We start from the raw sequence: 26212 nt of genomic DNA, 5'->3' as shown, positions 1-26212 counted from the left end.
CGTTCCCACCCGTATAGGTCGGTTTCTGTCCTAGACCGCGACTACGGTCGGATGCATGGCCACGACGTCGCGATTGCTCACCCTGCTGTCGCTGCTGCAGGCGCGGCGGGACTGGCCGGGGTCGGTGTTGGCCTCGCGGCTGGACGTCAGCGACCGCACGGTGCGGCGCGACATCGATCGCCTGCGCGAGATGGGCTACCGGATCGAGACGACGATGGGCCCCGACGGGGGATACCGCCTCGACGCGGGAGCCGAGATGCCGCCGCTGCTGTTCGACGACGATCAAGCGCTCGCGGTCGCGATCGCTCTGCGCGCGGCTCCCGCGTTGGGTGCGGAGATCGGCGAGGCGGCGGTGCGTGCTCTCGCGACGATGCGGCAGGTGCTGCCGTCGCGGCTGCGGCATCGGCTTGACGCTGTGGAGGTGACGACGGTGGGCCGCCCGGGGGAAGCGCCAGTCGCTGCCGTCCCGCTGGAGGTGCTGCTGACGCTCGCTCAGGCGGTGCGCGATCGCGTCTCCATCCGCTTCGACTACCTGCCGCGGGAGGGGGACGGCGCCGAGCCCGGTCCACCGCGGCGGGTGGAGCCCCATCACCTCGTGGCATCCCACGGCCGGTGGTACCTGCTCGGGTGGGACCTCGAGCGCGAGGACTGGCGGCTTTTCTCGGCGGACCGCGTGCGACCTCGGGTGCCGCACGGTGCTCCCTTCGTGCCGCGGGTCGTGCCGGGCGGGGACGTCGACGCGTTCGTATCCGCGCGGTTCAAGGGGTCGGACACGAACGAGTGGCCCTGCCGCGGGACCGTGCTGTTGCACGCGCCGGCGCGAGACGTGCTGCCGTTCGCGGGTGACGGCATCGTCACCGCCGTCGACGACGAGCGCTGCACCCTCGAGGCGGGATCATGGTCGTGGGGTGCGCTCGCCGCATCGTTCGGGCGGTTCGAGGTGGCGATGGAGGTCGTCGGGCCGCCGGAGTTGGCGGAGGCGTTCGCGGTGCAGGCTGGGCGGTTTGCGGCGGCGGGCTCTTCCGCGGGGGAGCCGCGGCGAGGAAGCTAGCGGCATGACCCAGCCCCTCCGCTACGCCATCAACGTCTCCCTCGACGGCTGCGTCCATCACGAGGCGGGTCTGCCGCCGGATGCCGAGTCCATGGCGTTCTGGACCGACGAGCTGCGCCGCTCCGACACCCTCCTCTACGGCCGCGTCACCTACGAGCTGATGGAGGGCGCGTGGCGCCAACCGGAATCGGGGGAGTGGCCGGACTGGATGGATGCCAGTGAGGTCGCGTTCTCGGAAGTGATGGATCCGATGCGGAAGGTCGTGGCATCCGGGACTCTCAACTCTGCCGACTGGAACGCCGAATTGGTCCGGGATGACGTGGTCGAGGCTGTTCGGCGGCTCAAGGGGGAACCGGGGCGAGGGATCGCGCTCGGTGGGGTGACGCTTCCTGGTGCGCTCGCGGCGGAGGGGCTCATCGACGAGTTCACGTTCGTCGTGCATCCGGTGATTGCGGGGCGGGGGCCGCGGTTGCTTGAGGGCGTGCGGGATCAGATGAAGCTCGAGCTCGTGGAGCGGCGGGAGTTCCGCTCTGGCGCCAGCGTGCAGCGCTACCGGCCGGTGTAATGCGAAAGAGCCCCGCGCGAACGAGTCGCGCGAGGCCCTTCGAGCAGGACGGACTACGCCTGCAGGAACGGGTAGTCCGTGTAGCCGTGCTCGTCGCCGCCGTAGACGGAGGCCTGGTCGACCTCGTTCTCGTCGGCGCCCTTCTCCCAGCGGGTGACGAGGTCGGGGTTGGCGATGGCGGGGCGACCGACGGCGACCAGGTCGGCGAGGTCCTTCTCGACCACCGAGACGGCCTCGTCGCGCGTGGTGACGCTCGAGAAGCCCGAGTTGATGATGAAGGTGCCGCCGAAGGTGCGGCGGAGGTCCTGGATCAGGTCGCCGGCCGGGTCGGCGTGCAGCACGCTCAGGTACGCGAGGCCCAGGGGAGCGAGGCCCGATACGAGCGCCTCGTAGGTGGCGCGGGTCTCGGCGTCGTCGGTCTCCCAGACGTCCTGGATGTTGTGCGCGGGCGAGATGCGGATGCCGACGCGCGTTGCGCCGACCTCGGCCACGACGGCCTGCGCGACCTCGATGACGAAGCGGGCGCGGGCCGCGGGGGATCCGCCGTACTCGTCGGTGCGCTGGTTCGACGCGGGCGAGAGGAACTCGTGCAGCAGGTAGCCGTTGGCGCCGTGCAGCTCGACGCCGTCGAAGCCGGCATCCACGGCCTTGCGGGCAGCGGCGACGAACTCGTCGCGAACCGTGGCGAGCTCAGCGGTCTCGAGCGCGTGCGGCACGGCGTAGGCGACCTTCGTGCCGTCGGCGAGGCGCGTGTCACCCTCGATCGCGATCGCCGAGGGGGCGACGATGCGGTCGGTACCCGTGATCTCGGGGTGCGTGACGCGTCCGCCGTTCATGAGCTGCATGAAGACCGTGCCACCCTCGGCGTGCACCGCGTCGGCGACCTTGGCCCAGCCCGCGGCCTGAGCGTCGGTCACGATGCCGGGCTGACCCGGGTACGCGCGCGACTCGTCGCTCGGGAAGACACCCTCAGTGACCAGCAGGCCGATGCCGGCGCGCTGCGCGTAGTACTTCGCGACGATCGGTCCGGGGACTCCGTCGGCGCCGGCGCGCAGGCGGGTCATCGGGGCGAGCGAGACGCGGTTGCGGACGCCGATTTCTCCGACGGTGGTGGGGCTGAACAGGCTCATGGGTGTCCTTTCGTGGGGGAACAGGGCCGTGCCACCCAACCCGCGGTGCGCAGCGGGTATTCCGCATGCGCAGGTTGTCGGCGTGTCGTCAGGCGGGGTTGTGGCCGACGGGCGGGCTTCGCCAGGATCGGGGCATGAGCACTACCTCGAGGAAGCGATGATGGCGCGCGCTCCGTGGAACCGTCCGGGTGAGTCGGCGCAGACTCGTCGGCTCCGCATCGCGATGTTCTGGACGGCGGTCGTCCTCGTCGTGGCCGTCGTCGGCATCCTCGTCTACTTCGTCGTGCGGTCGGCGGGGATCGCCGGGCTCTGAGGGGCGCCCGCGTCAGCGCTGGTGGCTGAGGCGGCGGGAGGCCCGGGAACGGTTTGCCGTCACGTGCGACCGCCTCAACAGGCGTCGCGCAGACATACGCTGGGGTCCCAGCCACCCACCGGAGGACCCTGCGATGACCGAGAACCCCCTCGCCCACCGGCTCGACTACACGCTCGCCGAGCTGGATGACGACGCCCTCTCGGCCTCGCCTTTCGAGCTGCTGCAGCAGTGGCTGACGGATGCCGCAGACCAGCCCGAGCCGAACGCGATGGTCGTGTCGACGGTGGATGCCGAGGGCCGGCCCACGTCGCGGACGGTCCTGCTGCGCGGGATCGACGACGACGGCGCCCTGTGGTTCTTCACCAACCGCGACTCGCGGAAAGGGCAGGCGTTGGCCGGGAATCCGGCGGTGTCGATCCTGTTCCCCTGGTACGCGCTGCAGCGACAGGTCATTGTGCTCGGCACGGCCACGCCGCTGCCGCCGGAGCGCGACGACGCGTACTTCGCCTCGCGGCCGCGCGGCTCCCAACTGTCGGCGTGGGCGAGCCACCAGTCGGAGCCCGTGGCATCCCGAGCCGCTCTCGAAGAGCAGATGGCCGAGGTCACCGCCCGGTTCGCCGACGATGAGGTCGTGCCGCGGCCTCCGCACTGGGGCGGGTACCGGGTCGAGCCGCGCGAGATCGAGTTCTGGCAGGGCCGGCGGTCGCGGCTGCACGATCGGGTCGTTTTCACGCGGGATGACGACGAGTGGGTGGGGCAGCGGCGGCAACCGTGACCTGTACCGGGTCGTCGCGCAAGGGGCGCTCCCGAAAGTCCCTCGCGCCGCCCGGCCCCGTAGATTCGACCCATCCCGCACACGCGGGTCGCGACGCGAATCATCGGGGGTAGGGCCAGATCATGGCGAAGAAGAACACCGATGCGCGTCAGCTCGACGACAAGGCGTTCGTCCAGGCGACGTCCGAGGCGAAGTCGCGGTACGGCCGGTTCAACCTCGCGATCGTCGGTGCTTCGGGCGTGGGCAAGTCGTCGCTCGTCAACGCGGTGTTCGGGCGCGACTGGGCGAAGGTCGGGCGCGGCTTGCCGGTCACGCGCGGCGTGCACTTCTACAGCGACGACTCGCTCGGTATCTGGGACGTCGAGGGGTTCGAGATCGGCTCGCCCGTTCCGCCGGATCAGCAGCTGCGCACCCACCTCGACGCGATCGCCGCCCACCCCGGCGACCACCAGATCTCGGTCGTCTGGTACTGCGTGCGGGCCGCCGACGATCGGCTGACCCCAGCCGACATCGCGATGATCCGGGAGCTCGACGCGCGGGGGCTGCCGGTGATCCTCGTGTTGACGAAGGTCGACTGGATCAAGAACCCCCTCACCGGGCACCAGGGCATCGCGAAGGATCTGGAGGCGTTCGTCGAGTGGCTCAACGACCCCGTCGACCCGAACACCGGTGAACGACTGCGCATCCCGTACCGGCAGGTCGTCCTCACCTCGACCCGCGACAAGAACGGGAAGGGCAAGGGGCACGGCCTCGGTGACCTTGTCACGCAGACCCTCGAGCTCGCCCCCGAGCGCGACAAGGACGCGTTTCGCATCGCACAGCGGCTCAACCTCCCGTGGAAGAGGGAGATGGCGCGGCCGATCATCGCCGCGGCGGCCGCGGCCGCCGCGGGGGCTGCGACCGTTCCGCTTCCTGTCTCGGATGCTGTCACGCTGGCGCCGATCCAGCTGACGATGATGGGCCGCATCGCCGCGATCTACGACCTCGAGGTCAAGACGATGCTCTCGGCCGGCGCGCTCGCGCAGTTCGGCGTGCAGGTCGCGGGGCGGGCGCTCGCGACGAGCTTCCTCAAACTGATCCCGGGCGCCGGGATCGTCGTGAACGCGGCGGTCGCGGGTGCGCTGACGGCGGCGACGGGCGAGAGCTGGCTGAAGATCTGCGAACTGTTGCACACCGGCAAGATCGACGTGCGAAAGCTCGACCAGGAGTGGGCGAAGTACGCGCCCAGCTTCATGGACGTCGCACGCAAGCTCGTGGAGCGGCGCGTCACGAAGAGGGGCTGAGCCACACCTTCCGCACGCGCCAGTCCGCGTCCCACGCGACGAGGTCGGCGCGCATTCCCGACTCGAGGAGCCCCCGCGCGGGGTCGCCCAGCGCCGCCGCGGGAACGGACGTCGCCGCTCCCACGGCATCCGACGCGGCAAGACCCAGGTCGACGATGGCCGCGCGCACCGCGCGGTCCAGCGTCAGCGTCGACCCCGCGATCGTGACGCCGTCGTCGAGCAACGCGCGGCCGTCCGCGACGTGCACGTCGAGCTCGCCCAGGCGGTACGCGCCGTCGGCGTGGGCGGCGGCGGCCATGGCATCCGTGATCAGGGCCACCCGGCGCGGCGCCGAGGTCAGCAGCATGCGGGCGACCGCGGGGTGAACGTGCACGCCGTCGAGGATGAGCTCGAGGGTGACGCGGTCGTCCTCCAGAGCGGCCGGCACCGGACCCGGCAGCCGGTGGCCGATCGCGGGCATCGCATTGAGCGCGTGGGTGAGCAGGGTGGCGCCACGCGCGATCGCCTCGCGCGTGAGGGCGTAATCGGCCTCGGTGTGGCCGATCGCGACGCGGATGCCGAGGGCGGTGAGCTCCGTGATCGCGTCGAGAGCTCCGGGGAGTTCGGGCGCGAGGGTGACCTGCCGGACGAGGCCGGGCTCGGCATCCCGCACGAGGTCGAGGACGGGTCCGTCGGGGAGAGCGAGCGCGCCGGGGTCGTGCGCCCCGCGCCGGGCGGGTGAGAGGCAGGGGCCCTCGAGATGCACGCCCAGAATCGCGGGATCGGACCGTCGTGCGACGGCGACGTGAGTGAGCTGCCGACGCAGGACGTCGAGCGGAGACGAGACCAGGCTCACGAGGGTCGCCGTCGTACCGTGGCGGCGGTGCGCGGCGACCCCGGCGGTGATGGCATCCGTTCCGTCGTCGAAGGCGTGCCCGCCGCCCCCGTGCACGTGCAGGTCGATCAGGCCGGGGGTCAGGGTCGCCCCGCCCAGGTCGATGCGCTCGGACGCGCGCGGAGCGAGCCCCGTGCCCACCTCGGCGATCAGACCGTTGTGCACCCGCACCCACGCGTCGGGCAGGTCGCGCCGCGCGTCGACCACCCGGGCGCCCGTGAGCAGCAGGTCGGCGGTCATGCCGAGGCGATCTCGCGGTGGTCCCAGGCGAAGCGGTAATAGTCGCGGTGCTCGAGCTGAGCGGCGGCCGCCTCATCGACGATGACCACGGCCCGGCGGTGCAGCTGGATCGCGGATGCCGGGCACGACGAGGTCAGCGGCCCCTCGACGGCCGCGGCGACGGCGGGGGCCTTCGCCTCGCCGAAGGCGAGCAGCACGAGCACGCCCGCGTCGAGGATCGTGCCGATGCCCTGCGTGAGGCAGTGCGTGGGGACCTCGTCGATGCTGTCGAAGAACCGCGCGTTGTCGGCGCGGGTCGCGGGCGTCAGCGCCTTCAGGCGCGTGCGCGAGGCGAGCGACGAGCCCGGCTCGTTGAACCCGATGTGCCCGGTGCGGCCGATGCCCAGGATCTGCAGGTCGATGCCTCCGGCCGCGGCGATCGCGGCTTCGTACCGCTCGCCGGCCTCGGCGAGCGGACCCTCGTCGTCGCCCGGAACGCGCACGAGCGACGGGTCGAGTCCGAGGGGGCCGACGATGTCGCGATCGACCACGGCGCGGTAGCTCTCGGGGTGTCCGGCGGGCAGGCCCACGTACTCGTCGAGGGCGAAACCCCGCACGGCCGACAGGTCGAGCGAACGCTCCGCCAGGGCCGCCCACACCGGCAGGGGCGTCGAGCCGGTCGCGAGTCCCAGCGTCGGGTCGCTGCGGCGACTCAGCGCGGCGACGATGAGGTCGGCGGCGATGCGGCCGGCATCCGCCTGGTTCTGCACGATCGCGATCTCGGTCACGAGCGGGCCTCCGTTCGGGGGGTGGTCGGCTCAGCCAGGATGACAGGTGCGGTCCACGAGCGGGTGACCTCGGGTCGCTGCGCGGCCTCGAAGGCCAGCATCGCGGCCCCGATCCGGCCGGCGTGCGTGCCCAGGGCCGCGGTCGTCAACCGGGGGGCTTCTCGCCACGCGAGCGCCGCGGTCAGCCGTTCGCGCAGGGGCTCGAGGAACGCGTTCCCGGCCTGCGCGACGCCACCGCCGAGCACGATCACCTCGGGGTCGACGAGCAGGGTCAGGGTCGCGAGCCCCGTGGCCAGGGCGTCGAGCCCCTCCGACCAGACGCGGGCGGCGACGGGATCCGTGTCGACGCGGGCGATGACCGACGCGGCATCCGGAGTCTCTCCGTCGATCAGCGGGGCGCTCGCCGCGTACCGCCGGGCCAGGCCCGCGCCCGAGAAGTACACCTCGAGGCAGCCGCGCTGACCGCACGCGCAGAGCTCGCCGCCGGGCACCACCGGGATGTGACCGAGCTCGCCGGCCCCGGAGATGGCCCCCTCGACGGCCCGTCCGTCGGAGGTGAGGGATGCCGCGACCCCGGTGCCGATCGCCGCGAAGACGACGTTGCGCGAACCGGCGGCGGCGCCGTAGGCCCCCTCGGCCGCACCCGCGGCGCGCACGTCGTGGTCGACCGCGACGGGGAGTCCGGTGGCGTCGGAGAGGAGACGGGCGAGGGGGACGTCGGTCCACCCGAGCGTCGAGGCGTAACGGACGGTGCCGGTGGCGCTGTCGATCAGGCCGGGGCTGACGACACCCGCGCCGACGACCGAGCGGCCGAGGGCCCCGGCCGCCGCGACGAGGTCGGTGAGCAGGTCCGCGATGCGCGTGACCGTCTCGGCACCGGAACCGCCGGTCGCGATGCGCGAGCTGTTCAGCACGTGGCCGTCGATGTCGACGAGCGCGCCCTTCGCCGAAGTGCCGCCGATGTCGACGGCGATCACGGCCGGGTGCGACGCGCGGTCGCTCTCGCTCACCGCGAGCACCGTGTCGCGGATCACCGACTCGTCGGTGACGAGGTGTCCCCGACCGGAGGCGACCTGCGCGCGCAGGTGCACCTCACGGGCGCCGGTGCGCTCGAGCAGCGCTGTCACGTTGTGGGCCCGGACCGAGCCGCCGACGAGGACCGTCGGCATCCGGGTGCCCTCCGACCGCGCGCGCAGCGCGGCGAGCACGTCGGCCCCCTCGCCGGCCGTGGCCTTTCCCCCGGAGGTGAGCACGCGGGCGATGCCGTGGTGGGCGAGCGTGTCGTAGGCGTCGAAGAGGTCCACGGTGTCGTCGAAGGCCTTGTGGAAAGTGATCGGCACCCCTCCTGCGGCGGTCCGGATCGCCTCGAGTGCCTGTTCGTCGACGTGCCCGTCGACGGTGAGCGCGCCGAAGACGATGCCCACGGGCACCCGACTGGTGCGCGCCAGGGCGGCGATGGCGCGGACGTCGGCCCGCATGACGCGCAGCTCGTCGTCGGAGTAGACGAAGTCGCCGCCGCGCGAGCGGACCATGATCTGCACACCCACGCTCCGCACCGCGTCGAGGACGGACTCGATCATTCCGAGGCTGGGCGTCGTGCCCCCCTCGAGAAGGTCGGCGCACAGCTCGACGCGATCGGCGCCCGCCCGCTCGGCGGCGAGCACCCCCGCGAGGTCGTCGACGCAGATCTCCACGAGGGCGCGGGCGCGCGCGGGGGACTTCTGGGCGAGGGATGCCGGGTCTGCGGCGGTCGTCACGGTGCGGCGCTCGCTGCCGAGGCGTCGAGCCACGCCCGCACGTCGCGACCCACCTCGATCGAGCCGACCGGGACCCCGCCGCCGAGGATCGGCAGCTCGACGAGGTCGCCCGCGTCCGAGATGTCGGCGCCGAGGGCTTCGAGGACGGTGAGGGCCACGAGCGTCGTCGCGCGGGGGTTGCCGTCGAGGATCTTCATCGACACCGCGGCCCCGTCGGCCGTCGCCATGCCGATCACACCCTCGGCGCCGCCCTTCGACAGCAGCCCCGGTACGCGCAGCATGGCGTCGGTGTTGGCATGGTGGTCGCCGCCGACGAAGCGGGGGTACGACCGCATGGCATCCGCCACTCTCCGCTCCGACGTGCCGGGGTCGGCCGTCACGAGGGCGCGGAAGATGCGGGCGATGCCGAGGGGCGAGACGCTGAACAGGGGCGCTCCGCACCCGTCGACGGCGTCGTGCGCCACCGTCTCGCCCGACAGGCGTTCGAGCGTCGCGCGCACGAGCCGCTGCAGCGGGTGCGAGGGGTCGAGGTAGGTCGCCGTGTCCCACCCGTTGACCGCGCAGGCGAGCAGCATCGCGGCGTGCTTGCCCGAGCAGTTCATGCGCACGCGCGAGCGCTGCTCGCCGTCGCGGATGAGACGTTCGCGGGTGGGCTCGTCCTCGGGCCAGTCGACCGGACACCCGAGGGCGCTCTCGTCGAGGCCCGCACGGGTGAGCAGATCGCGCACGACGTCGACGTGCACGTCTTCGCCGGTGTGGCTGCCCGCGGCGATGGCGAGGTCGGCTCCGTCGATGTCGGCCCCGGCGAGCAGGCACGCGAGGGCCTGCACGGGCTTGACGGTGGAACGGGGCAGGATCTGTGCGCCGCTCCCGGTCTGCCAGGCCACCGATCCGTCGGCGGACAGGGCGGCGATCGAGCCGAGGTGGCGGCTCTCGACGACACCCGAGCGGATGACGACGGCGAGGTCGGCCAGGGGGGAGGGAACGGGGGGAAGGGTCGTCATGGGTGGTTCTTTCGATGCCGGGGCGAAGGCGGATCAGCGGTCGACGGGGGCGTTCGGGGTGGTGAGGCCGGCCGGGGCGACCTTGGCGGGGGTCGCGAGGCTGCGGCGGCCCGGTCGCTTCTGCAGGCGAGCGGCCAGGCCCGAGAGGCCGCCGTTGAGCGCGAGGAAGATCACGGTCACCACCACGAAGGTCTGGATGAGCAGGCCGTTGAAGCTCGACAGCACCTGCCCGCGGTACAGCAGCTCGGTGAACGCCACGATGTAGCCCAGCGACGTGTCCTTGAGCAGGCTCACCAGCTGGACCACGAGCGAGGGCGCGACGAAACGCAGCGCCTGGGGCAGGACCACCTTGCGGTCGACCTGCCAGCGGGTCATACCGAGGCTGAGACCGGCTTCGGTCTGCCCGCGGGGCAGGGCGAGGACACCCGCGCGGATGATCTCGGCGAAGGCGGCCGCGTTGGCGATCGTGAGCGGGATGACGAGCTTCCACAGCACCGGGAAGTTCAGGCCGAGCTGGGGGAGGCCGAAGAGCATCAGGTAGATGAGCAGCAGCACGGGGACCGTGCGGGCGACCTCGATGTAGGCGGTGCAGATCCAGCTGATCCAGCGGACGCGGCTGAGACGCCCGAGGGCGAGCAGCAGGCCGAGCACGAACCCGAACGCGGCGGTCAGGGCCGCGGCCTGCAGCGTGCCGAGCAGGCCGACGCCGAGGTACTCCCAGATCGCGATGTCGAGGAACGGCAACCACCGGTCGCTGTCGAGCTGGCCCTTCGACGCGAACTGCACGAGGGCGAGGGCGATGAGGCCCAGGATGACGACCGCGCTGACGAGCGACCAGATGAGGATGCGGCGGCGAGTACGGGGCCCGGGCTCGTCGTAGAGCGAAAGGGGGGAGGTCATCGGCGGATCCTCAACTTCTTCTCGAGGCGGCCGGCGGTGAGGCCGATCGCCAGCGCGAGCACCATGTAGATGAGCCCCGCCGCGGTGAAGATCAGGATGGGCTGAGCCTCGACGAGGTTGAGCTTGTTGGCGGCGCTCGTCAGCTCGACGACGCCCACCGCCGCGGCCAGGGCGGTGTTCATGGTGAGGGCGATCATGACGTTGCCGATGGGCTGGATCGCGGCCCGCAGCGACTGGGGGATGACGAGCACGCGCAGGGTCTGGCCGAGCGAGAACCCCAGCGCGCGGCTGGCCTCGATCTCGCCGCGGCTCACGGTGTTCACGCCGCTGCGGACGGCCTCGGCGACGTACGCCGCTTCGTAGAGCGTGAGCACGATGATCGCCGTCGGCGTCAGGGGCAGCAGGAATCCGGCATCCGGCAGGGCGAACACCGCCAGCACGAGGAGAACCAGAAGCGGGACGTTGACGAAGAACTGCACGTAGGCGAAGGCGGCCCAGCGCAGCACCGGCACCGGGCTGATGCGCGCGGCGGTGACGAGCGTGCCCAGCACGATCGATCCGATGCCCGCTGAGACGGCGAGCAGGATCGTCGTGCCGAGCGCTTGCGCGATCGGCCCGGCGCTCGAGGCGAAGAAGTCCATGGGGTCCTCAGAGGAGCGTGAGAGGGGAGGGGAGACCGGCGCCCGTCATGTGCGGAACGGACGCCGGTCGGTCAGGGGATCAGGAGCCGGGGACGCTGCCGATCGCGGGGGGAGTCGGAGCGCTCGACTCGACGGCCGAGCCCAGGGTGGCGTCCCAGATCTTGGCCCACGAGCCGTCGTCCTGGATCTTCTTCAGCCAGTCGTTGATGAACGACTTGAACTGCGCGTCGTCCTTCTTCAGACCGATGCCGTACGCCTCACTGGTGAAGGGCTGGCCGACGACCTTGATGCTCTTGTCGTCGATGGCGTGGCTCGCGAGCAAGGTGAAGTCCTGCACGTACGCGTCGCCGCGGCCCTGGGTCAGGGCCTGGAGGGCCTGCGGGTCGGTGGCGAAGCTGACGATGTTCGCGGTGGGCTGCTTCTCGGGCACGGCCGTGACAGCGGGGGTGTTCGCGCCGACGATGACCGTCTTGCCGCCCAGGTCGTCGATGCCGTTGATGTCGGTGTTGTCACTGCGGACGGCGACGGCCAGACCCGACTCGAGGTAGGGGCCGGCGAAGTCGACCTGCTCGGCGCGCTTCTCGGTGATCGTGTACGTGTTGAAGACGACGTCGACGGTGCCATTGGCGAGCAGGGCCTCGCGGGTCTCGGACGCCGGCGGGACGATCTCGACGTTGGGCTCGCCGAGGATGTAGATGGCGAGCATCTTGGCGAGGTCGGCGTCGAAGCCCTGCACGTCTTCGGGGTTCGTGGGGTCCTGCTGCGACAGCAGGGGGGCGTCGAGTGCCTCGGCGACGATGAGCTTGCCGCGTGCCTTGATCTTGGCCATCGTCGAGTCGGAGATGAGGGCCGCGGCGTCGGCGACGGGCGCGTTCGCGTAGACCTCTTCGAGGCTGCTGGCCTTGGCCGACGCGCTGGGGTCGGACCCCGGGACGGCCGCGGTGCCGGACGAGCACGCGGCGAGAGACGCGACCGTGGCCGCGGACGCCAAGAGGACGAGGCCTCGGCGAAGGATCGAGCGAGAGGAGATCACGGGTACTGCCTTTCGGTTGCGGGTGCGTGCGGAACGAGCCGCGTCGGGGGCGGGGAGGATGTCAGTGGGCGAGGATCTTCGACAGGAACGCCCGAGCGCGGTCGCTCTCGGCGTGGGTGAAGAAGCGCTCGGGGGTGGTGTCTTCGACGATGCGTCCGTCGTCCATGAAGATCACGCGGTCGGCGGCGCGGCGGGCGAAGCCCATCTCGTGCGTGACGACGACCATCGTCATGCCCTCTTCGGCGAGCGAGGTGATCACGTCGAGCACCTCGCTGACCATCTCGGGGTCGAGGGCCGAGGTCGGCTCGTCGAAGAGCATGAGCTTGGGCTTCATCGCCAGGGCGCGGGCGATGGCGGCGCGCTGCTGCTGACCGCCGCTGAGCTCGCCGGGGAAGCGGTCGGCCTTGTCGGCGATGCCGACGCGGTCGAGCAGAGCCAGTCCCTCTTCCCGCGCCTTCTTCAGCGGCACCTTCGACACGATGCGCGGGGCGAGGGCGACGTTGTCGAGAACCGTGCGGTGTGCGAAGAGGTTGAAGGACTGGAAGACCATGCCCACCTCGGCGCGCAGGTCGGCGAGCCCGCGTCCCTCGCTCGGCAGCGGGACGCCGTCGATGGTGATGGTGCCCGAGGTGATGGTCTCGAGACGGTTGAGGCAGCGGCACAGCGTCGACTTGCCCGAGCCCGAGGGGCCGACGATGACGACGACCTCGCCGCGAGCCACGTCGAGATCGATGTCCTTGAGCACGTGGTGGTCGCCGAAGTGCTTCTGCACCTCGCGGACCGCGACGAGGGGCGCGGAGGCGGGGGCTGCGGGGGAGGCGGGCGTCGACACGGGGGTGGATCCTTCCCGCGGACTCGCCGCGATATCGGGTACAGCCGACGCGGGAAGTGATTTCCGCGTCCTTGGTGAAATCAAACTAACGAGGCCATGTTACAGAGATAATTCGAGACAGAAACTCCAAGTTTGGAATAAGATACCGGTGTGAAGCCTCTCCACGCGGCCCTACCGACCTACAGCCCGCAGACGCTCGCCGTGCTGACCCCGCTGCGCACGGGCGCTGCGCGATCTCGAGCCGAGCTCGCCGCCCACACGGGCCTTTCGCCCTCGACCGTGACCGCGCGCGTCGATCCGCTGATCGCGGCGGGCGTGATCGTCGAGGACGGCACCGACGATTCACGCGGCGGTCGCCGACCCCGGCGCCTCGCGGTCCGCGGCGACCTCGGCACGGTGGCCAGCGTCGACCTCGGGGTCGAGCGCAGCACGATCGGGCTGGTCGACTACGCCGGCTCCTCCCTCGCCCACCGGCACCTCGTGCTGGATCTGGCGGAGGGCCCGGATGCCGTTCTCCGCCGCGTCGCAGAAGAACTCGCTGCGCTGGCGGCGGCGAACGGCGCGCCCACGGTGACGGGGGCGGCGATCGCGCTGCCCGGGCCGGTGTCGGCGGAGACGGGTCGGCTCGTCGCGCCGTCGCGCATGCCCGGCTGGCACGACGTCGACGTCGCGGCCCTTCTGTCCGACGTCCTCGGGGTGCCGGCCCTCGCCAGCAACGACGCCAACTGCATGGCGGTCGGCGAGCTCGTCGGGGGCGATCCCGAGGCCCTCAATCAGGTGTTCATCAAGGCCGGATCCGGGATCGGGTCGGGGGTCGTCGCGGGCGGACGGCTCTACACGGGCCGGAGCGGGGCCGCTGGTGACATCAGTCACGTCACCGTGCCCGGTGCGGCGCCGGTGCCCTGCTCGTGCGGGCGCGTCGGCTGCCTCGACGCCGTGGCGAGCGGGTCGGCCCTCACCCGCGCGGCCCAGGAGGCCGGACGCGACGTCTCCGACGTCGAGACGGTGATCGATCTCGCCCGAAACGGGGACGCGCTCGCCACCGGCCTGCTCCGTGAAGCGGGGAGCATGACCGGCGGTGTCCTCGCCACGATCGTCAACTTCTTCACCCCCGACCGTCTCGTCGTCGGCGGCTCACTGAGCGCCTCCGACGTCTTCATCGCCGCGATCAAGTCGAAGCTGTGGGCCGACTGCCTGCCCATGGCGACGGAGAAGCTCGAGGTCGCCGTGCCGCGCCACCCGCGCACGGGCGGCATCCTCGGGGCTGCGCGCCTGTTCCTCGACGCGGCCTTCGGGCCGGAGTCCGCTCGCTCGGCCCTGCGAGTCTCGGCTCGCGCCTAGCCTGCGGGGCCCGCTCGGGCGCGGCGGTGGGCCCGTCCCGCAGCGGGCCCACCGCCTCTGCTGATCCTCAGCGGGTCGAAACCACGTCCCAGTGCTCGCGGATCAGACCGCCGTCGACGCGGAACAGATCGGCCGCCAGCAGCGGGTCGTCGGGCTTGGCGCCCACCGCCTGCGAGAACGTCCAGACGATGTCGCCGTCCGACAGCGAGATGACCGACTGCTGCGCCGGGAACTGGACGCCGCTGCCGAAGAGCTGCCTAATCGCGGCCGTCCCGTTCGGGGCGATGGAGTTGTGCTGCAGGTACGCGGGGTCGAACGCCCGGTCGAGGATCGACACGTCCTTGTCGCGGAACAGCGTGTTGTAGGCCGAGACGGCGAAGACGCGGTTCTTCTCCTCCTGCTGCTCGGTCGGGGGCGGGGTGGGCTGCGACGGGCGGTAGAGGTCGCTGAACATCGTGTTCGTGTTCCCGCTGGCCGGGGTGCCGGTCGGTATCGCCTGGTCGAGCGACCAGTGTTCGACGATCTTGCCGTCCTGCAGGCGGAACAGATCGACGGCCGCGTCACCGCGGCGCTCATCGCTCGGGTCGGGGGCGATCTGCCAGTGCACCGCGACCAGGTCTCCGTCGGACGCGAGGTGTTTGATCACGGCCTGAGCGCCGGGGAGGCGTTCCCGGTCGGCCGCGAACTGTGCGAGGAGCCCCTGCGGGCCCGATGCCGTTCCGCTGCCGTGGGCGATGGCATCCGGAGCCACGAGCTGACCCGCGATCGCCTGCGCGAACGGGCTGTCGGGATTGGCGAACGTCGTGGCGAAGAGCGTGCGGATGAGGCAGGCGTTGAACTCCTCGGCGCCGACGTTCTGCCGGTCGTCGGAGGAGGCCGTGGACGCGGGCGATCCGGTCGTGGGTGCGGCGTTGGCGGGTGCGGCGACGACGAGTCCGGCGACGATGGCCGCCCCGGCGACCAGGGCGGCCGCGCGGGTGATTCGGGGGGTGAAGGGGGGCATGGTGTTCTCCTACGCAGTGCGGATCTTCGAGTCACCGTTCCGTCGACTCGTGGTCCTCTCGGCGACGGTGACCGGTGGAGACACGAGCACGCGATCGGCGGCTCGTGGAGTACAGGCAGGATCGCAAGATCCCGTCGCGCGCACACGTACGCACCTGATCGTTAGGTACTGACCTCGAGGTCGGATTCGTGGCGACGGCGGTCGACGCTGGGCGGATTCATAAGCCCGCCGGCCGCTCAGGCGTCGCGCAGATCGGGGTCCGACGCCACCCGGTCGGCCGCGCGACTGCCGACGATGCCGCCCGCGACGAGTCCGGCGATGATGACCACCGCGGTCAGGGCGGGATGGGCGTCTGACAGGGCCGGGACCGCCAGCGGCAGGACCGCGACACCGACCGCCACGAGAGCGAACACGCTATAGGGGAGCACCGCGGCGCGGTGCCCGGCCCGCCACGCCGCGTCGCTCTGCTGGATGGCGGGAAGCCGGATGCCGACTCCCCAGCCCCTCGGGATGACCCCGCGCCCGCACAGGGCGAGGATGGGGATGAAAGCGAGACCGACGACGGCGAGGATGATCGCCCCTGTGCTCATGGCGAGAGGATACGCCTGACATACGCTCGCCGTCGTACGCTCCACGTGATGTCCTCGTCAGATCGCGCCCCGCGGCTTCCGCGTGTGTTCCGGGAACGCCGGGGCCTGCTGTTGGCGATCGTGGTGCTCGTGATCGCGGTCGTCGCGGGGGCGAGTCTCACCAGCGCCAAAGATCACGCGGTGCGCGATTCCGTCGCTCCCGTCGAATGGCGCGGGGCCTTGGACGGAGCCGTGCCCGGGAGCGAGATGCGCATCCGGCTGCAGCGAGACGGTACGGCGGAGGTCGTCGACGCCCCGCGCGGAGACGTGACGCGTCAGGACCGCGACGAGGCCCGGCAGAACCGCAACGGCCGCCGGCACCTCTGCTTCGCGCCCGCGGGGACGGGCGTCTACACCGGGCCCGCCACCTGGGAGGTCGTCGGCGAGTGGGGGATCCGGGTGCAGTTCGACGATTCGTCGCTCATCCTGCGCGCGGGCAAGGGCGGCTCGGTGCTGCGCGACCCCGACTGGAACAGCCCGCGCATGCCCGAGTGCGGCGAGAACGGCAAGAGCTGGCGGTTCACGCGCGTCGACTGAGCACGGCCCACCCCGCCCCGGGCCGTGAAACGCTGGATCCGAAGGAGGGATCGACCATGACCGACCCCACACCCGCCGACCGGCTGCGCGCGGCCCTCGAGCACTCCGACGCCTCGGCCCGGCTGCAGGCCGCGCTCGCCGCGGGAACGCGACCCGATGATCGCTACGTCGACGTGCTCGTGGCGCGGTGCGCGGTCGAATCCGACTTCTTCGTGCGCGACATGCTCACGTGGGCGCTCACGCGCCACGACCCCGCGCGCACCGTGCCCGCCCTGCTCCCCTCGGTGGGGTCCGAGATCCCCCAGGCGCGGAGCCAGGCCCTGCACACCCTGTCGAAGATCGGCGACCCGGTCGCCTACACGGCGATCACGCCCGCGGTGCTGCGCGACAGACACCCCGAGGTGGCCCGGGCGGCCTGGCGGACGGCATCCGGACTCGTTCCCGACGATCAGCGCGAACGCCTCGCCGACGAGCTGTCGACGCAGTTCGGCCGGGGCGACCACGACACGCAGCGGAGCCTCAGTCGGGCGTTCGCCGCGATCGGCTGGCGCGCCGAGCCCACCGTCGAACGCGCGGCGGCCTCGCCGTACGACGTCGTCAGCGCGCACGCGCGGGCCACCGCGATCATCATGGACGACCCGGATGCCGACTTCGCCGCCGCCGCGGTCGAGGCGCGGCGCCTGGTCGCTCAGCGCGCGCTGCCCGCGGAGGACTGAACGCGGCTCAGTGGTAGTGCGTGACCCAGGCCCACAGCGGGGGCCGACGGCGTCGCGCCGACGTCTCCCGGGCCTGGTTCACGGCGCGGAGCGCGGTGACCGGCTCGGCATCGGTGGTGACGGCGGCCACGGCGGTGGAGTCCGCCGAGACCGCGGCGACGGCCGGTGAATCCTCCGGCACGGGCCCGCTCCGCAGCTCGTGCGCGAGATCGGCCACCTCGCCGGCGGTCGGACGCCCCGCGGGGTTCGGGTCGGTCATGGCCGTGAGCAGCACCTCCCAGCCGTAGCCGAAGCCCTGCGGCACTTCGGGGTCGTAGTCCAGGGGGCCGAGCACGAGTTCCTGCATCGCACCGCCGCTCAACGGACCCTCGGCCGTGAGCATCTCCTGCGCCAACAAGCCCAGGGCGTAGATGTCGGATGCCGGTGTCGCGGGCTCTCCGTGCAGTCGCTCGGGCGGGAGGTATTCGGCATCCGGATGCGTCTGCGCGGTGGCGGGCCGGGCGCCGAGCACCTGCGTCACGCCGAAGTCCGCGAGGACGGCGGTGAAGGGGCGGGGCGCGGCGCGCTCGGGGCGCAACAGCACGTTCGACGATTCGAGGTGCTGGTGGACGATGCCGACCTCGTGGATCGCGGCGAGGCCCTCGGCCACGTCTTGGAGCAGTCCCGCGGCGAAGTCGGGAGCCAGCGCGCCGTGGTCGTCGAGATGATGGCGCAGGGTCGGACCCGGGATGAGCTCCATGACCAGGTAGCCATGCCCCTCGCGCGTGAGGTGCGCGTCGTACAGCGTCACGAGCGACGGGTGATCGAGGGCGGTGAGGATGCGCGCGGCCGCGAGTCGCCGCCGGGGATGAGCGACCTCGTCGGGGTCGAGCGGAAAGACCTTCACCGCCACATCGCGCGCGAGCACGTCGTCGCGCGCACGGTAGACGGTGCCCTCGCGGTCGGAGCCGAGGGGCTCGATCAGCCGGTAGCGCCCCGCGAAGGCACCCCTGAGCGACGGGAGCGTCGCGTCGGGGGTGCTCATCGGATCTTCGTGGAGAGGCCGGTCGCCGTGCGGGTGGAGCTCGGACAGGGTCGTCACACGAGGGGGTCGCCGTTGTCGCTGGTGCGACGGGTGGTGACGCTCTGGCCGCTGGCCGGGTCGACGGTGGAGCGGGTCGTGGACTCGACCGAACGACGACGGAACATGAAGACCAGGCTGATCAAGAAGATGACGACGCCCGCGGCCATCAGGATGTACCCGATGGTCTGGAGATTCGCCACGCCACCGAGGTCGAGATTGACCGCGAAGGCCAGGATCGCGCCGATCACGAAAAGTGCGATGCCGCTGCCGATACCCATGGGAAACTCCCTCGTTGCTGTGCTTGTCTAGGGATCGCAACCGGTGATTTGGACCTTCGCCGGTCGCGATCGCTCAAACGTTACTGAGCGAAACGCTTTTGCTGCGACCGATGGCGCGGCGCATTCCCGGGGTGCATAATGGACGACCTTCAGCGCAGAGTCGACGCTTTCGCGGCGCTCGGAGACCGCGGTCGTCTGCAAATCGTCGACCTTCTGGCGGTCGGTGACATGTCGTCGAGCGAGATCGCCGCCGCCCTCGGGATGAAATCGAACCTCGTGGCCTTCCACACCAATGTGCTGCACGAGCGGGGAATCGTGCGGAGGGTGCGATCCGAATCCGACGGGCGCCGCACGTACCTGCAATTGATTCCCGAGGCGTTCTCGGCGCTCGGGGCCGTGCCCACCCCGGTCGCGGGGCGCGTCGTCTTCGTCTGCACGGCCAATTCCGCGCGGTCACAGCTAGCCCAGGCGATCTGGGCGGACCACAGCGACATTCCCGCCGCCTCCGCCGGAATGCATCCCGCCGATCGCGTGAATCCCGGAGCGATCGATGCGGCCACCCGACATCGCATTCCCCTCGACCCGGATGCCGTGCCCCGATCACTCGACCAGGTGGCGCGTCCCGGCGATTTCCTGATCAGCGTCTGCGACCAGGCGCACGAGCAGATGCGCGGTCGCGACGACGTGCACTGGTCCATCCGCGACCCCGCCAAAACCGGCAGCGTCGAGGCGTTCGACACGACCGTCTCCGAGCTGCGCTCGCGCATCGCGACGGTGGCCGCGCAGCTCGTCGGGGCGTGATCGAAACAGGAGCTGAGGGAATTCATAAGAATCTCTCGGGTTGTGATTCAATGCAGTAGCTCGCCTCGCCGATCGTCGGAGATCGGGACATTCCGGGCGCGGCCCATTCCATTGGCAATGCTCCCGATCGCCCGCGCGTGCGCTGCCTTTTCTCCTGAGAGGGACACCCGTATGTCTATCGACACTCCGCGCACCGCCACGGCATGGCGCCGCGCCGCAGCCATCGTTTCCGCCGGAATCCTCACCACCGCTCTCGCGGTCGGCGGGGCCAGCGCCGCGCAGGCCGTTCCCGTGCCGGTTCCCACGCTTGAGTCGAGCTCCGCCCTGGCGACGCCCACCGGTGCGCTCACGCTGACCGCGAAGGACTTCGCGCCGAACAGCGCTCTGGCCTTCACCCTCGACAACGAGCCGCTGACCGTCTCCTCGGTCAACGGCACGGCCGAGGTCGCGGACCAGAACGGCACGTACGAGGGCTTCACCCTCCTGCCCCAGAACACGACTCCGGGTGAACACACCATCACCGTGACGGGCGAGGTCGACCCCTCCGCCGTGCTCCTGCGCGCCCTGCCCGCCTCGGCGAGCGCCACGATCACCGTCGTCGCCCAGCCCGCCTCGTCGGTGATCCCGGCGACGCAGTCGTTGTCGTCGTACCTCAAGAACGGCGTCACCGCGACCTTCTCGGGCTTCGCCCCGGGCGCCACGGTCTCGTTCGGCATCTCCACCCCCGGAACGGGCGACCAGGCCGGCCCTGACGCCGTCGCCGACGCCACCGGCACCGTCACGCTGCGCTTCGTGCCCGAGGTCGGCACGAACTACGCCAACGAGGGCGAGTACTTCCTCAGCGCCTTCAGCGACGGCGGAGCCGTCCGCGCCGCGCCGCTCACCTTCGCCGTCACCGCGGACGCGGCTGCCGGCGCTCCCGTGGCTGGCCCCGCGACCCCGGTCAAGCGCGCCGCGACCTTCACCGGCTGATCGCCACGGTTCTTCGACGCCGGGCCGGGACTTTCGTTCCGGCCCGGCGTTCCCGTTTCTCGCCCCACCCCCAGGAGTCCCCCGTGTCCACCCGCACGACCGTCTGCGCCGGCGCCTCGGCGCTTCTGACGATCCTCTTGCTGGCGGGATGCACTCCCGCGGCCACCCCGGACGCAGTCCCCTCGGCGACCGTCGAGGCGCAACCGATCCCCACCGCGACCCCGACGGCTTCGGCACCCGCGGCGACCGCCACCTCGGCCACCGCCACCGGGCCGACGCTCGAGGTCTTCGCCGAGCCCGGCGGCAACGTGACGACCACCCTGACCAACCCGCAGGAATCCGGCGCCCCCCTCACCCTGCTCGTCGCCGCGACGCAGGGGGACTGGCTGCGGGTGCACCTCGCCCAGCGGCCCAACGGCAGCACGGGGTGGGTCAAGGCCGACACCGTCCAGCAGCACCGTCTCGAATACAGCCTCGAAGCCTCGACCGAAGCCAACACGCTCACCCTGCTCAAGAACGGGCAGGTGGTGAAGTCGTTCAGCGCGGCCACCGGCACCGGCGGTACGCCGACCCCGCACGGCGCGTTCTTCATCACCGAGCTGCTCGAGCCGACCAACGAGGGCTACGGCCCGTTCGCCTTCGGGCTCTCGGCGTTCTCGGACGTGCTCTCGAGCTTCGGCGGCGGGCCCGGCCAGATCGGCCTGCACGGTACCGACGACGTCGAGAGCATCGGCCAGTCGGCCAGCCACGGGTGCATCCGTCTGTCGAACGCCGACATCACCGAGCTGGCGAACCTGCTGCCGCTCGGCACCCCCATCACCATCAGCTGACGGCGGGGGCGGTCCTCACGACCCCGACCGCGCGGTCAGCGCCGGGATCAGCACCGGGGTGCGATCGCGGTAGGCGCGGTAGTCGGCCCGGTCGCCCCAGCGCTCGTCGGCGCGCTTCTCGAGCAGAGGGATGCCGCTGACCCGGGTCAGCAACAGCACCACGAACAGCGGCGACAGCACGGCGACCCACTGCCAGCCCTGCAGCACGGGGACGGCGACGACGAAGACACCGACCCACACGAGGATCTCGCCGAAGTAGTTGGGGTGGCGCGACCGCGACCACAGGCCCGTGCGGATGAACTCGCCCTTGTTCGCGGGGTCGGCGCGGAACGCCTGCTTCTGCAGGTCGGCGACGACCTCGAACACCATCCCGGCGAGCCACACGACGATTCCCGCGACCGCGAACCCGTCGAGGGGCGCCCGGTCGGCGGCATCCGCGCTCATGGCGATCCAGGCTGCCGAGGCGGTGAGGGCCACCCAGAGCCCCTGGATGCACCACACCTGAAAGAAGCGCAGCGGGTTCGTCTTGATCTCGTCGAAGCGTCCGTCGGTGCCCGCGCGGTGCACGCGCGCGAAGAGGAACGAGCCGAGACGCGCCGCCCACACGACGACCATCGCGGCGAGGATCCACCCGCGGGCGTCCTGCGCGGGGGCGAGCAGGGCGAGGGCGATCGAGACGGCGATGAAGGTGAGGCTGCCGGTCAGGTCGAAGAACCGCTCGGTGCGGCGCACGGCCGAGGGGATGAAGACGAGGAACTGGATGACGAAGGCCGCCGTCACGGCGATCGCGAAGACCGGGATGCCACCGACGAGCGCCCCGCGGAAGCTTCCGGCGACAGCGAGCCCCGCGCCGACGACGAGGGCCACCACGACCGCGACGAGCGCCGTCCGGTTCCGGGTCGCGGGCGACCGTTCCGAGGTGGAGGGAACGGGTGCGGTCATGATGCGGCTCCTCGGTACAGGGTGTCGATCGTCTCGGCGGCGCGGTGCAGGACCTCGCGGCGCTTGATCTTGAGAGTGGGGGTGACGAGCTCGCGGTCGTCGAGGTCGGCGAGCACGAGGGTGAAGCGACGCACCTGCTCGCTGCGCGACACGAGGGCGTTCGCCGCGTCGACGGCGGTCTGCAGGTGCGCGGTCAGGCGCGGATCGTCGACCGCGCGGAGGGCCCCGGGAGTGCCGGGCTCGAGCGCTGAACCGTTCGCGGCCAGCCACGCGGCCGACTGTTCGGGATCGAGGATCAACAGGGCCGAGAGGTAGGGCTTGCCCTCCCCGACCATGACGGCGTGCTGCACGAGCGGGCTCGCTTCGATCGCGCCCTCCCAGCGGGCGGGCACCACCGTCTTGCCGTTCGAGGTGACGATGACGTCTTTCAGACGCCCCTCGAGGATCAGGCGCCCCGCGTCGTCGATGCGCCCGAGGTCACCCGTGCGGAAGAACCCGTCCACGAACGCCTCGGCGTCGTGACGCGGATCGCGGTACCCCGAGAACACGCCCACACCCCGCGCAAGCACCTCCCCCTGCGGGCTGATGCGCACGGTCGAGCCGGGGAGCGGGAGCCCCACGGTGCCCGAGGCGATGCGCCCCGGGAGATTGCCGGTGAGCGGCGCGGTCGTCTCGGTCAGGCCGTAGCCCTCGATGACCGGAACACCGATCCCCCGGAAGAACAACGACAGATCGCGGTCGAGGGTGGCCCCGCCCGACAGGAAGTACCCCACGCGACCACCCATCACCGCGCGCAGGCGCGAGTAGAACAGGGCGTCGAAGACGACCTTTCGCACGCGGAAGCCGAACGGAACGCGGCGCGGGTGGCCGGCATCCTGGAGTTCGGCGAAGCGACCGCCGCGGATCGCGGTCGAGACCGCGCGGGCCCAGACCCGGTCGAGGTTCTTCTCGGCGGCCTTGTCGGCGGCGGCGGACTGGATCTTCTGCAGCACCCGCGGAACCGCCACGAGGAAGGTGGGGCGCAGCACGGCGAGAGCGGGGACGACCTGCGCCGGCTCGGAGAGGTGCGCGATGCGCATGCCGCTCGCGATGCAGATGAGCTGCAGGCCGCGGGCGAGCACGTGCGCGAGCGGCAGGAAGATGATCGTGTTGCCCTGCGGATTGACGACCTCACGGTAGGCGGCGGCGATGTTCAGCACCTGGCCGAGGAAGTTCGCGTGCGTGAGCACGGCCCCCTTGGGCTCACCCGTGGTGCCCGAGGTGTAGACGATCGTCGCCGGGTCGTCGTGGCCGGCGAGGGTGCGTCGGCCCTCGAGCTCGGCATCCGAGATGTCCGCGCCCCGAGCGCTGAGCTCGTCGAGCGAGGGGACGCCGTCGACGCCCGCCATCGCCCAGGTACCGAGCGTCTCGCTCTCGGCCTGCGCGAGCGCGTCGGCGAGCAGGTCGGCGTGGGCGCGCGTCCCGGCGACGGCGAGGCGCACGCGGGCGTCGCGCACGATCGCCTCGACCTGCGAGGCCGACGACGAGTCGTACACGGGAACGACCACACCCCCGGCGAACCACGTGGCGAGATCGGCGACGGCCCACTCGTAGCGCGTCGGCGCCATGATGGCCACGGTGTCGCCGGGTTGGAGCCCCGCACCCACCATCCCCTTCGCAAGGGCGCGGACCGCGTCGAGGAACGCGACGGTGGTGACGGGCTTCCACCCTCCGTCGGCCGGCACTTCGAAGGCGATGTGATCGGGCGCCTCCTCCGCGCGGCGGACGAGCAGATCGGTCACGTTGGTGAACGCGTCCAGGCTCGCCAAAGCGGGCGTGTACGTCTCGAACATCATTCCTCCGGGCGAGTGCACGGCCCTCGGGTGGGGGACCGCCACGCATTTTTCGGAGGAAGACGCCGATCGGATTGCCGCCGCGCGAGCGGGGTCAGGTGCTGTGCACCTCGACGGCGCGCGAGAGCATGTGGACGAGGAAGGCCTCGCCCGCCAGGATGGCGGCCAATCCGAAGAGGGATGCCACCCCCGAGCCGCCGTCGGTCGCCGACGACGTGAAGGCGATGGCGGACCCGCCCGCGACGGCGAGCACGGCCACGCCGATCGAGAGGGCCCGGATCGCGGCGGACGCGCGGGAGACGGCGAGGATCATGATCGCTGCCTGAACGATCGTGGCGCTCCCGCCCAGGAGGAAGAGGGGGGTGTCCCCCGAGAACGACAGGAAGAGGATCCCGAGCGCCGTGAAGACCACGGCCGCGGCGATGGCCAGGATCCGCGCTCGGCGGACCCTCGTCGTAGGCGGCAGATCGCCCCGATAGCCCGTGTTCATCGGCATCCCTCTCGCTCGTCCCGGCTCGCGGCCGGGAACCGCCAGCGTAGCCACGACGCCCCGCGGGGGCCAGGATCGCGGCCCTTTCCGTGCACGAGAAGGGATGCCGTCGCCGTCAAGCCCCGGCCCTTCCAGGCATTTCTTGACACTCGACCGGTAACTTCTCCCGGGTCGGTGTGGACTCGTGCGCCCCGCACGGGTCGCTCATCGCCGGCGCGAGAGACGACACGGAGGCGACGACCATCAGCACCATGACGGCACCCGTGGCTCGCGTGACGGCCGCGCCGACGGCATCCCGTCCCGCGAATCCCGCCCGTCACCTGCCCTCTCTGACGGGGCTCCGCTGGGCGACGGCGATGCTGATCTTCGGCCACCACCTCATGGCGGTCGAGTACTTCGGCGGCACCGCCGGGACCGTCTGGGCCTTCGTCTTCGAGGCCGGCAAGACCGGCGTCACCCTGTTCTTCATCCTGTCGGGCTTCGTGCTCGCCTGGGGTCACAAGCCGCACCAGAGCGCCGGGTCGTTCTACTGGCACCGCTTCGCCCGCATCTACCCCCTGCACCTCGTCGGGGTGGGGCTCGCCCTCGTCGCCGCGGCGACCCTCGTGCCGGAGATCCAGACCGCGGGACGAGCGCCCCTGGTCGCGAACGTCTTCCTCGTCAACGGCTGGGTGCCGGACTGGTGGCAGGCCGGCAACCCCGCCAGCTGGTCGCTCGTGTGCGAGGCGTTCTTCTACCTGAGCTTCCCGTTCCTCATCCGCCCCCTCGTGCGCCTGTCGGACCGCGCGCGCGGCGGCGTGGTCGTGGCCGCGCTCGTGCTCGTCGCTCTGGCCCCCCAGATCGCCGCGATCTCGCCCGTGCCGATGTCGGCGGCATCCACTCCGCTCCTGCGCCTGCCCGAGTTCGTGCTCGGCGTCACCCTCGCGCTGCTCATGAAGAGCGGAGGCTGGATGCCGTGGAAGCTGCGCTACACGCTTCCCCTCGCGGTCGCGGGCTACGCTCTGTCGGAGGCGCCCCCGATCCCCGGCACCGACATCCACCCGGGCCTCGCCGCCACCGTCGGGTCGTTCGCCCTGCTGGTCGCCTCGCTCGCCGCGGCCGACGCGCACGGTCGCTCGACCTTCCTCGCCCGCCCGCTCTGGCAGGAGCTCGGACGCATGTCGTTCGCCTTCTACCTCGTGCACCTGCTCGTGATCGCGTCGGTGTCGTCGTCGTGGCCCGAGGGGCATCCGCAGCTGCCGTGGCGGCGCGCTCTGCTGCTCGCGCTCGCCGCGTTCGCCATCGCCCTCGCGATCGCGTGGGTGCTGCACCGGGCCGTCGAGATCCCCGCGCAGAAGTGGCTGCTGCGCTACGACCGCTCGCGGCGCGTGTCCGAAGGCACCGGGGCTGCCGTCGGCGGGACGACGGGCGCGTCGACGGCCGCTCGCGCCGCCTCTCGCTAGGCTCGCGGAATGTTCGGAGCCCACTTCCTCTACCTCTTTCTCATGTGGGGCGTGGCCCTGGTCGCCGTCGGGGCCGTGCTGTACGTCGCGGTGCGCCTCGCCGTGCTGCACGCGCTGAAGTCGCACACGCGCTGGGTCGAGTCCGGCCAGCGCTGACGCGGACCGCGCCCG

Annotated in this window: 29 protein-coding genes; 13 read left to right on the top strand and 16 right to left on the bottom strand. The window is 71.5% G+C overall.

The features are described 5' to 3' along the window. The first annotated feature begins 55 nt into the window (after positions 1-55). Together ASE56_RS03355 and ASE56_RS03350 are read left to right on the top strand one after the other, a co-directional pair. Positions 56-1051 carry a YafY family protein gene (locus ASE56_RS03355; protein ID WP_056224919.1) on the top strand — a complete coding sequence of 332 codons (996 nt, stop codon included), beginning with the start codon at positions 56-58 and terminating at the stop codon, positions 1049-1051. Between the two features lie 4 nt (positions 1052-1055). Beyond that, positions 1056-1616 (top strand): dihydrofolate reductase family protein, encoded by a 561-nt coding sequence (locus ASE56_RS03350; protein WP_056224916.1) that lies wholly within the window; start codon positions 1056-1058, stop codon positions 1614-1616. Positions 1617-1669: 53 nt separating this feature from the next. Here ASE56_RS03350 and ASE56_RS03345 read toward each other — a convergent pair whose 3' ends face one another. After that, complete coding sequence (locus ASE56_RS03345; RefSeq protein ID WP_056224914.1) at positions 1670-2746, bottom strand: alkene reductase; 1077 nt, start codon at positions 2744-2746, stop codon at positions 1670-1672. A 160-nt stretch (positions 2747-2906) separates the two neighbouring features. Here ASE56_RS03345 and ASE56_RS16820 point away from each other — a divergent pair, with 160 nt between their 5' ends. The 3 genes from ASE56_RS16820 to ASE56_RS03335 all read left to right on the top strand — a co-directional run bounded on the left by ASE56_RS16820 (position 2907) and on the right by ASE56_RS03335 (position 5117). Next, positions 2907-3059 (top strand): hypothetical protein, encoded by a 153-nt coding sequence (locus ASE56_RS16820; protein WP_156371591.1) that lies wholly within the window; start codon positions 2907-2909, stop codon positions 3057-3059. Positions 3060-3192: 133 nt separating this feature from the next. Beyond that, the gene (pdxH, locus tag ASE56_RS03340; RefSeq protein WP_056224911.1) at positions 3193-3834 is read left to right on the top strand and encodes a pyridoxamine 5'-phosphate oxidase; all 642 of its coding nucleotides are present in this window, start codon (positions 3193-3195) and stop codon (positions 3832-3834) included. 122 nt (positions 3835-3956) lie between these two features. Beyond that, positions 3957-5117, top strand: coding sequence for a GTPase family protein (locus ASE56_RS03335; protein WP_056224909.1), 1161 nt, complete (start codon positions 3957-3959; stop codon positions 5115-5117). Here ASE56_RS03335 and nagA read toward each other — a convergent pair. The 8 genes from nagA to ASE56_RS03295 all read right to left on the bottom strand — a co-directional run bounded on the left by nagA (position 5101) and on the right by ASE56_RS03295 (position 13165). Next, a complete protein-coding gene (gene nagA, locus ASE56_RS03330; RefSeq protein ID WP_056224906.1) occupies positions 5101-6231 on the bottom strand; it encodes an N-acetylglucosamine-6-phosphate deacetylase in 1131 nt (376 codons plus the stop codon). The genes ASE56_RS03335 and nagA overlap by 17 nt on opposite strands. After that, the gene (locus tag ASE56_RS03325) at positions 6228-6998 is read right to left on the bottom strand and encodes a glucosamine-6-phosphate deaminase (protein ID WP_056224903.1); all 771 of its coding nucleotides are present in this window, start codon (positions 6996-6998) and stop codon (positions 6228-6230) included. The genes nagA and ASE56_RS03325 overlap by 4 nt, the downstream gene beginning before the upstream one ends. Further along, positions 6995-8788, bottom strand: coding sequence for a copper homeostasis protein CutC (locus ASE56_RS16475; RefSeq protein ID WP_082450298.1), 1794 nt, complete (start codon positions 8786-8788; stop codon positions 6995-6997). The genes ASE56_RS03325 and ASE56_RS16475 overlap by 4 nt, the downstream gene beginning before the upstream one ends. Then, entirely contained in the window at positions 8752-9759 is a 1008-nt protein-coding gene (locus ASE56_RS03315; RefSeq protein WP_056224900.1) for an asparaginase, read from the bottom strand. The genes ASE56_RS16475 and ASE56_RS03315 overlap by 37 nt, the downstream gene beginning before the upstream one ends. 33 nt (positions 9760-9792) lie before the next feature. Next, complete coding sequence (locus tag ASE56_RS03310) at positions 9793-10659, bottom strand: amino acid ABC transporter permease (protein ID WP_056224896.1); 867 nt, start codon at positions 10657-10659, stop codon at positions 9793-9795. Further along, positions 10656-11300, bottom strand: a complete 645-nt coding sequence (locus ASE56_RS03305) for an amino acid ABC transporter permease (RefSeq protein WP_056224894.1) — start codon at positions 11298-11300, stop codon at positions 10656-10658. The genes ASE56_RS03310 and ASE56_RS03305 overlap by 4 nt, the downstream gene beginning before the upstream one ends. A gap of 79 nt (positions 11301-11379) precedes the next feature. Then, on the bottom strand, positions 11380-12333 hold the full coding sequence (locus ASE56_RS03300; RefSeq protein ID WP_235556917.1) for a glutamate ABC transporter substrate-binding protein: 954 nt from the start codon (positions 12331-12333) through the stop codon (positions 11380-11382). A 61-nt stretch (positions 12334-12394) separates the two neighbouring features. After that, on the bottom strand, positions 12395-13165 hold the full coding sequence (locus ASE56_RS03295) for an amino acid ABC transporter ATP-binding protein (RefSeq protein ID WP_056224891.1): 771 nt from the start codon (positions 13163-13165) through the stop codon (positions 12395-12397). A 150-nt stretch (positions 13166-13315) separates the two neighbouring features. Between ASE56_RS03295 and ASE56_RS03290 the strand changes: the two genes are divergently transcribed. Next, the gene (locus ASE56_RS03290) at positions 13316-14506 is read left to right on the top strand and encodes an ROK family transcriptional regulator (RefSeq protein ID WP_056224890.1); all 1191 of its coding nucleotides are present in this window, start codon (positions 13316-13318) and stop codon (positions 14504-14506) included. A 67-nt stretch (positions 14507-14573) separates the two neighbouring features. Here the strand turns inward: ASE56_RS03290 and ASE56_RS03285 are convergent, their stop codons facing one another. Further along, a complete protein-coding gene (locus ASE56_RS03285) occupies positions 14574-15509 on the bottom strand; it encodes a nuclear transport factor 2 family protein (RefSeq protein ID WP_056224889.1) in 936 nt (311 codons plus the stop codon). A gap of 236 nt (positions 15510-15745) precedes the next feature. Then, positions 15746-16099, bottom strand: coding sequence for an SdpI family protein (locus ASE56_RS03280; protein WP_056224888.1), 354 nt, complete (start codon positions 16097-16099; stop codon positions 15746-15748). A gap of 48 nt (positions 16100-16147) precedes the next feature. On the opposite strand from ASE56_RS03280, the gene ASE56_RS03275 reads away from it, so the two are divergent. Together ASE56_RS03275 and ASE56_RS03270 are read left to right on the top strand one after the other, a co-directional pair. Next, positions 16148-16675 (top strand): hypothetical protein, encoded by a 528-nt coding sequence (locus ASE56_RS03275; protein ID WP_156371590.1) that lies wholly within the window; start codon positions 16148-16150, stop codon positions 16673-16675. A gap of 56 nt (positions 16676-16731) precedes the next feature. Then, positions 16732-17391 carry a HEAT repeat domain-containing protein gene (locus ASE56_RS03270; RefSeq protein WP_056224885.1) on the top strand — a complete coding sequence of 220 codons (660 nt, stop codon included), beginning with the start codon at positions 16732-16734 and terminating at the stop codon, positions 17389-17391. Between the two features lie 7 nt (positions 17392-17398). Here the strand turns inward: ASE56_RS03270 and ASE56_RS03265 are convergent, their stop codons facing one another. Continuing rightward, on the bottom strand, positions 17399-18415 hold the full coding sequence (locus tag ASE56_RS03265) for a serine/threonine-protein kinase (RefSeq protein ID WP_056224882.1): 1017 nt from the start codon (positions 18413-18415) through the stop codon (positions 17399-17401). A gap of 53 nt (positions 18416-18468) precedes the next feature. Continuing rightward, positions 18469-18732, bottom strand: coding sequence for a DUF6458 family protein (locus ASE56_RS03260; protein ID WP_056224881.1), 264 nt, complete (start codon positions 18730-18732; stop codon positions 18469-18471). A gap of 138 nt (positions 18733-18870) precedes the next feature. Between ASE56_RS03260 and ASE56_RS03255 the strand changes: the two genes are divergently transcribed. The 3 genes from ASE56_RS03255 to ASE56_RS03245 all read left to right on the top strand — a co-directional run bounded on the left by ASE56_RS03255 (position 18871) and on the right by ASE56_RS03245 (position 21335). Further along, complete coding sequence (locus ASE56_RS03255; protein ID WP_056224879.1) at positions 18871-19533, top strand: ArsR family transcriptional regulator; 663 nt, start codon at positions 18871-18873, stop codon at positions 19531-19533. Positions 19534-19704: 171 nt separating this feature from the next. Beyond that, a complete protein-coding gene (locus ASE56_RS03250) occupies positions 19705-20505 on the top strand; it encodes a hypothetical protein (protein WP_056224876.1) in 801 nt (266 codons plus the stop codon). 83 nt (positions 20506-20588) lie between these two features. Beyond that, complete coding sequence (locus tag ASE56_RS03245) at positions 20589-21335, top strand: L,D-transpeptidase family protein (RefSeq protein ID WP_056224873.1); 747 nt, start codon at positions 20589-20591, stop codon at positions 21333-21335. A 15-nt stretch (positions 21336-21350) separates the two neighbouring features. Here the strand turns inward: ASE56_RS03245 and ASE56_RS03240 are convergent, their stop codons facing one another. The 3 genes from ASE56_RS03240 to ASE56_RS03230 form a co-directional block, all read right to left on the bottom strand. Further along, positions 21351-22277, bottom strand: coding sequence for a DUF1295 domain-containing protein (locus ASE56_RS03240; protein ID WP_056224870.1), 927 nt, complete (start codon positions 22275-22277; stop codon positions 21351-21353). Next, a complete protein-coding gene (locus ASE56_RS03235) occupies positions 22274-24109 on the bottom strand; it encodes a long-chain fatty acid--CoA ligase (protein WP_056228113.1) in 1836 nt (611 codons plus the stop codon). The genes ASE56_RS03240 and ASE56_RS03235 overlap by 4 nt, the downstream gene beginning before the upstream one ends. Positions 24110-24203: 94 nt before the next feature. Then, on the bottom strand, positions 24204-24605 hold the full coding sequence (locus tag ASE56_RS03230) for a hypothetical protein (protein WP_056224868.1): 402 nt from the start codon (positions 24603-24605) through the stop codon (positions 24204-24206). 245 nt (positions 24606-24850) lie between these two features. Between ASE56_RS03230 and ASE56_RS03225 the strand changes: the two genes are divergently transcribed. Beyond that, positions 24851-26041, top strand: a complete 1191-nt coding sequence (locus ASE56_RS03225; protein ID WP_156371589.1) for an acyltransferase — start codon at positions 24851-24853, stop codon at positions 26039-26041. Positions 26042-26050: 9 nt separating this feature from the next. Beyond that, on the top strand, positions 26051-26197 hold the full coding sequence (locus ASE56_RS16815) for a hypothetical protein (protein ID WP_156371588.1): 147 nt from the start codon (positions 26051-26053) through the stop codon (positions 26195-26197). Positions 26198-26212 lie beyond the last annotated feature (15 nt).

The organism is Microbacterium sp. Leaf203 (assembly GCF_001421275.1).
Taxonomy (GTDB): domain Bacteria; phylum Actinomycetota; class Actinomycetes; order Actinomycetales; family Microbacteriaceae; genus Microbacterium; species Microbacterium testaceum_A.
Note: the sequence above shows the minus strand (reverse complement) of the source record. Positions and strands in the feature narration are given on the sequence as shown.

Bases quoted from the DNA above. Each gene is read 5' to 3' on its own strand.
- ASE56_RS03355 (WP_056224919.1), top strand. From the start codon at position 56: ATGGCCACGACGTCGCGATTGCTCACCCTGCTGTCGCTGCTGCAGGCG.
- ASE56_RS03305 (WP_056224894.1), bottom strand. From the start codon at position 11,300: ATGGACTTCTTCGCCTCGAGCGCCGGGCCGATCGCGCAAGCGCTCGGC.
- ASE56_RS03350 (WP_056224916.1), top strand. From the start codon at position 1,056: ATGACCCAGCCCCTCCGCTACGCCATCAACGTCTCCCTCGACGGCTGC.
- ASE56_RS03265 (WP_056224882.1), bottom strand. From the start codon at position 18,415: ATGAGCACCCCCGACGCGACGCTCCCGTCGCTCAGGGGTGCCTTCGCG.
- ASE56_RS03225 (WP_156371589.1), top strand. From the start codon at position 24,851: ATGACGGCACCCGTGGCTCGCGTGACGGCCGCGCCGACGGCATCCCGT.
- ASE56_RS16820 (WP_156371591.1), top strand. From the start codon at position 2,907: ATGGCGCGCGCTCCGTGGAACCGTCCGGGTGAGTCGGCGCAGACTCGT.
- ASE56_RS03345 (WP_056224914.1), bottom strand. From the start codon at position 2,746: ATGAGCCTGTTCAGCCCCACCACCGTCGGAGAAATCGGCGTCCGCAAC.
- ASE56_RS03275 (WP_156371590.1), top strand. From the start codon at position 16,148: ATGTCCTCGTCAGATCGCGCCCCGCGGCTTCCGCGTGTGTTCCGGGAA.
- ASE56_RS03240 (WP_056224870.1), bottom strand. From the start codon at position 22,277: ATGACCGCACCCGTTCCCTCCACCTCGGAACGGTCGCCCGCGACCCGG.
- ASE56_RS03255 (WP_056224879.1), top strand. From the start codon at position 18,871: ATGGACGACCTTCAGCGCAGAGTCGACGCTTTCGCGGCGCTCGGAGAC.
- ASE56_RS03270 (WP_056224885.1), top strand. From the start codon at position 16,732: ATGACCGACCCCACACCCGCCGACCGGCTGCGCGCGGCCCTCGAGCAC.
- ASE56_RS03285 (WP_056224889.1), bottom strand. From the start codon at position 15,509: ATGCCCCCCTTCACCCCCCGAATCACCCGCGCGGCCGCCCTGGTCGCC.
- nagA (WP_056224906.1), bottom strand. From the start codon at position 6,231: ATGACCGCCGACCTGCTGCTCACGGGCGCCCGGGTGGTCGACGCGCGG.
- ASE56_RS03280 (WP_056224888.1), bottom strand. From the start codon at position 16,099: ATGAGCACAGGGGCGATCATCCTCGCCGTCGTCGGTCTCGCTTTCATC.
- ASE56_RS03335 (WP_056224909.1), top strand. From the start codon at position 3,957: ATGGCGAAGAAGAACACCGATGCGCGTCAGCTCGACGACAAGGCGTTC.
- ASE56_RS03230 (WP_056224868.1), bottom strand. From the start codon at position 24,605: ATGCCGATGAACACGGGCTATCGGGGCGATCTGCCGCCTACGACGAGG.
- ASE56_RS03310 (WP_056224896.1), bottom strand. From the start codon at position 10,659: ATGACCTCCCCCCTTTCGCTCTACGACGAGCCCGGGCCCCGTACTCGC.
- ASE56_RS03235 (WP_056228113.1), bottom strand. From the start codon at position 24,109: ATGTTCGAGACGTACACGCCCGCTTTGGCGAGCCTGGACGCGTTCACC.
- pdxH (WP_056224911.1), top strand. From the start codon at position 3,193: ATGACCGAGAACCCCCTCGCCCACCGGCTCGACTACACGCTCGCCGAG.
- ASE56_RS03260 (WP_056224881.1), bottom strand. From the start codon at position 18,732: ATGGGTATCGGCAGCGGCATCGCACTTTTCGTGATCGGCGCGATCCTG.
- ASE56_RS03250 (WP_056224876.1), top strand. From the start codon at position 19,705: ATGTCTATCGACACTCCGCGCACCGCCACGGCATGGCGCCGCGCCGCA.
- ASE56_RS03315 (WP_056224900.1), bottom strand. From the start codon at position 9,759: ATGACGACCCTTCCCCCCGTTCCCTCCCCCCTGGCCGACCTCGCCGTC.
- ASE56_RS16815 (WP_156371588.1), top strand. From the start codon at position 26,051: ATGTTCGGAGCCCACTTCCTCTACCTCTTTCTCATGTGGGGCGTGGCC.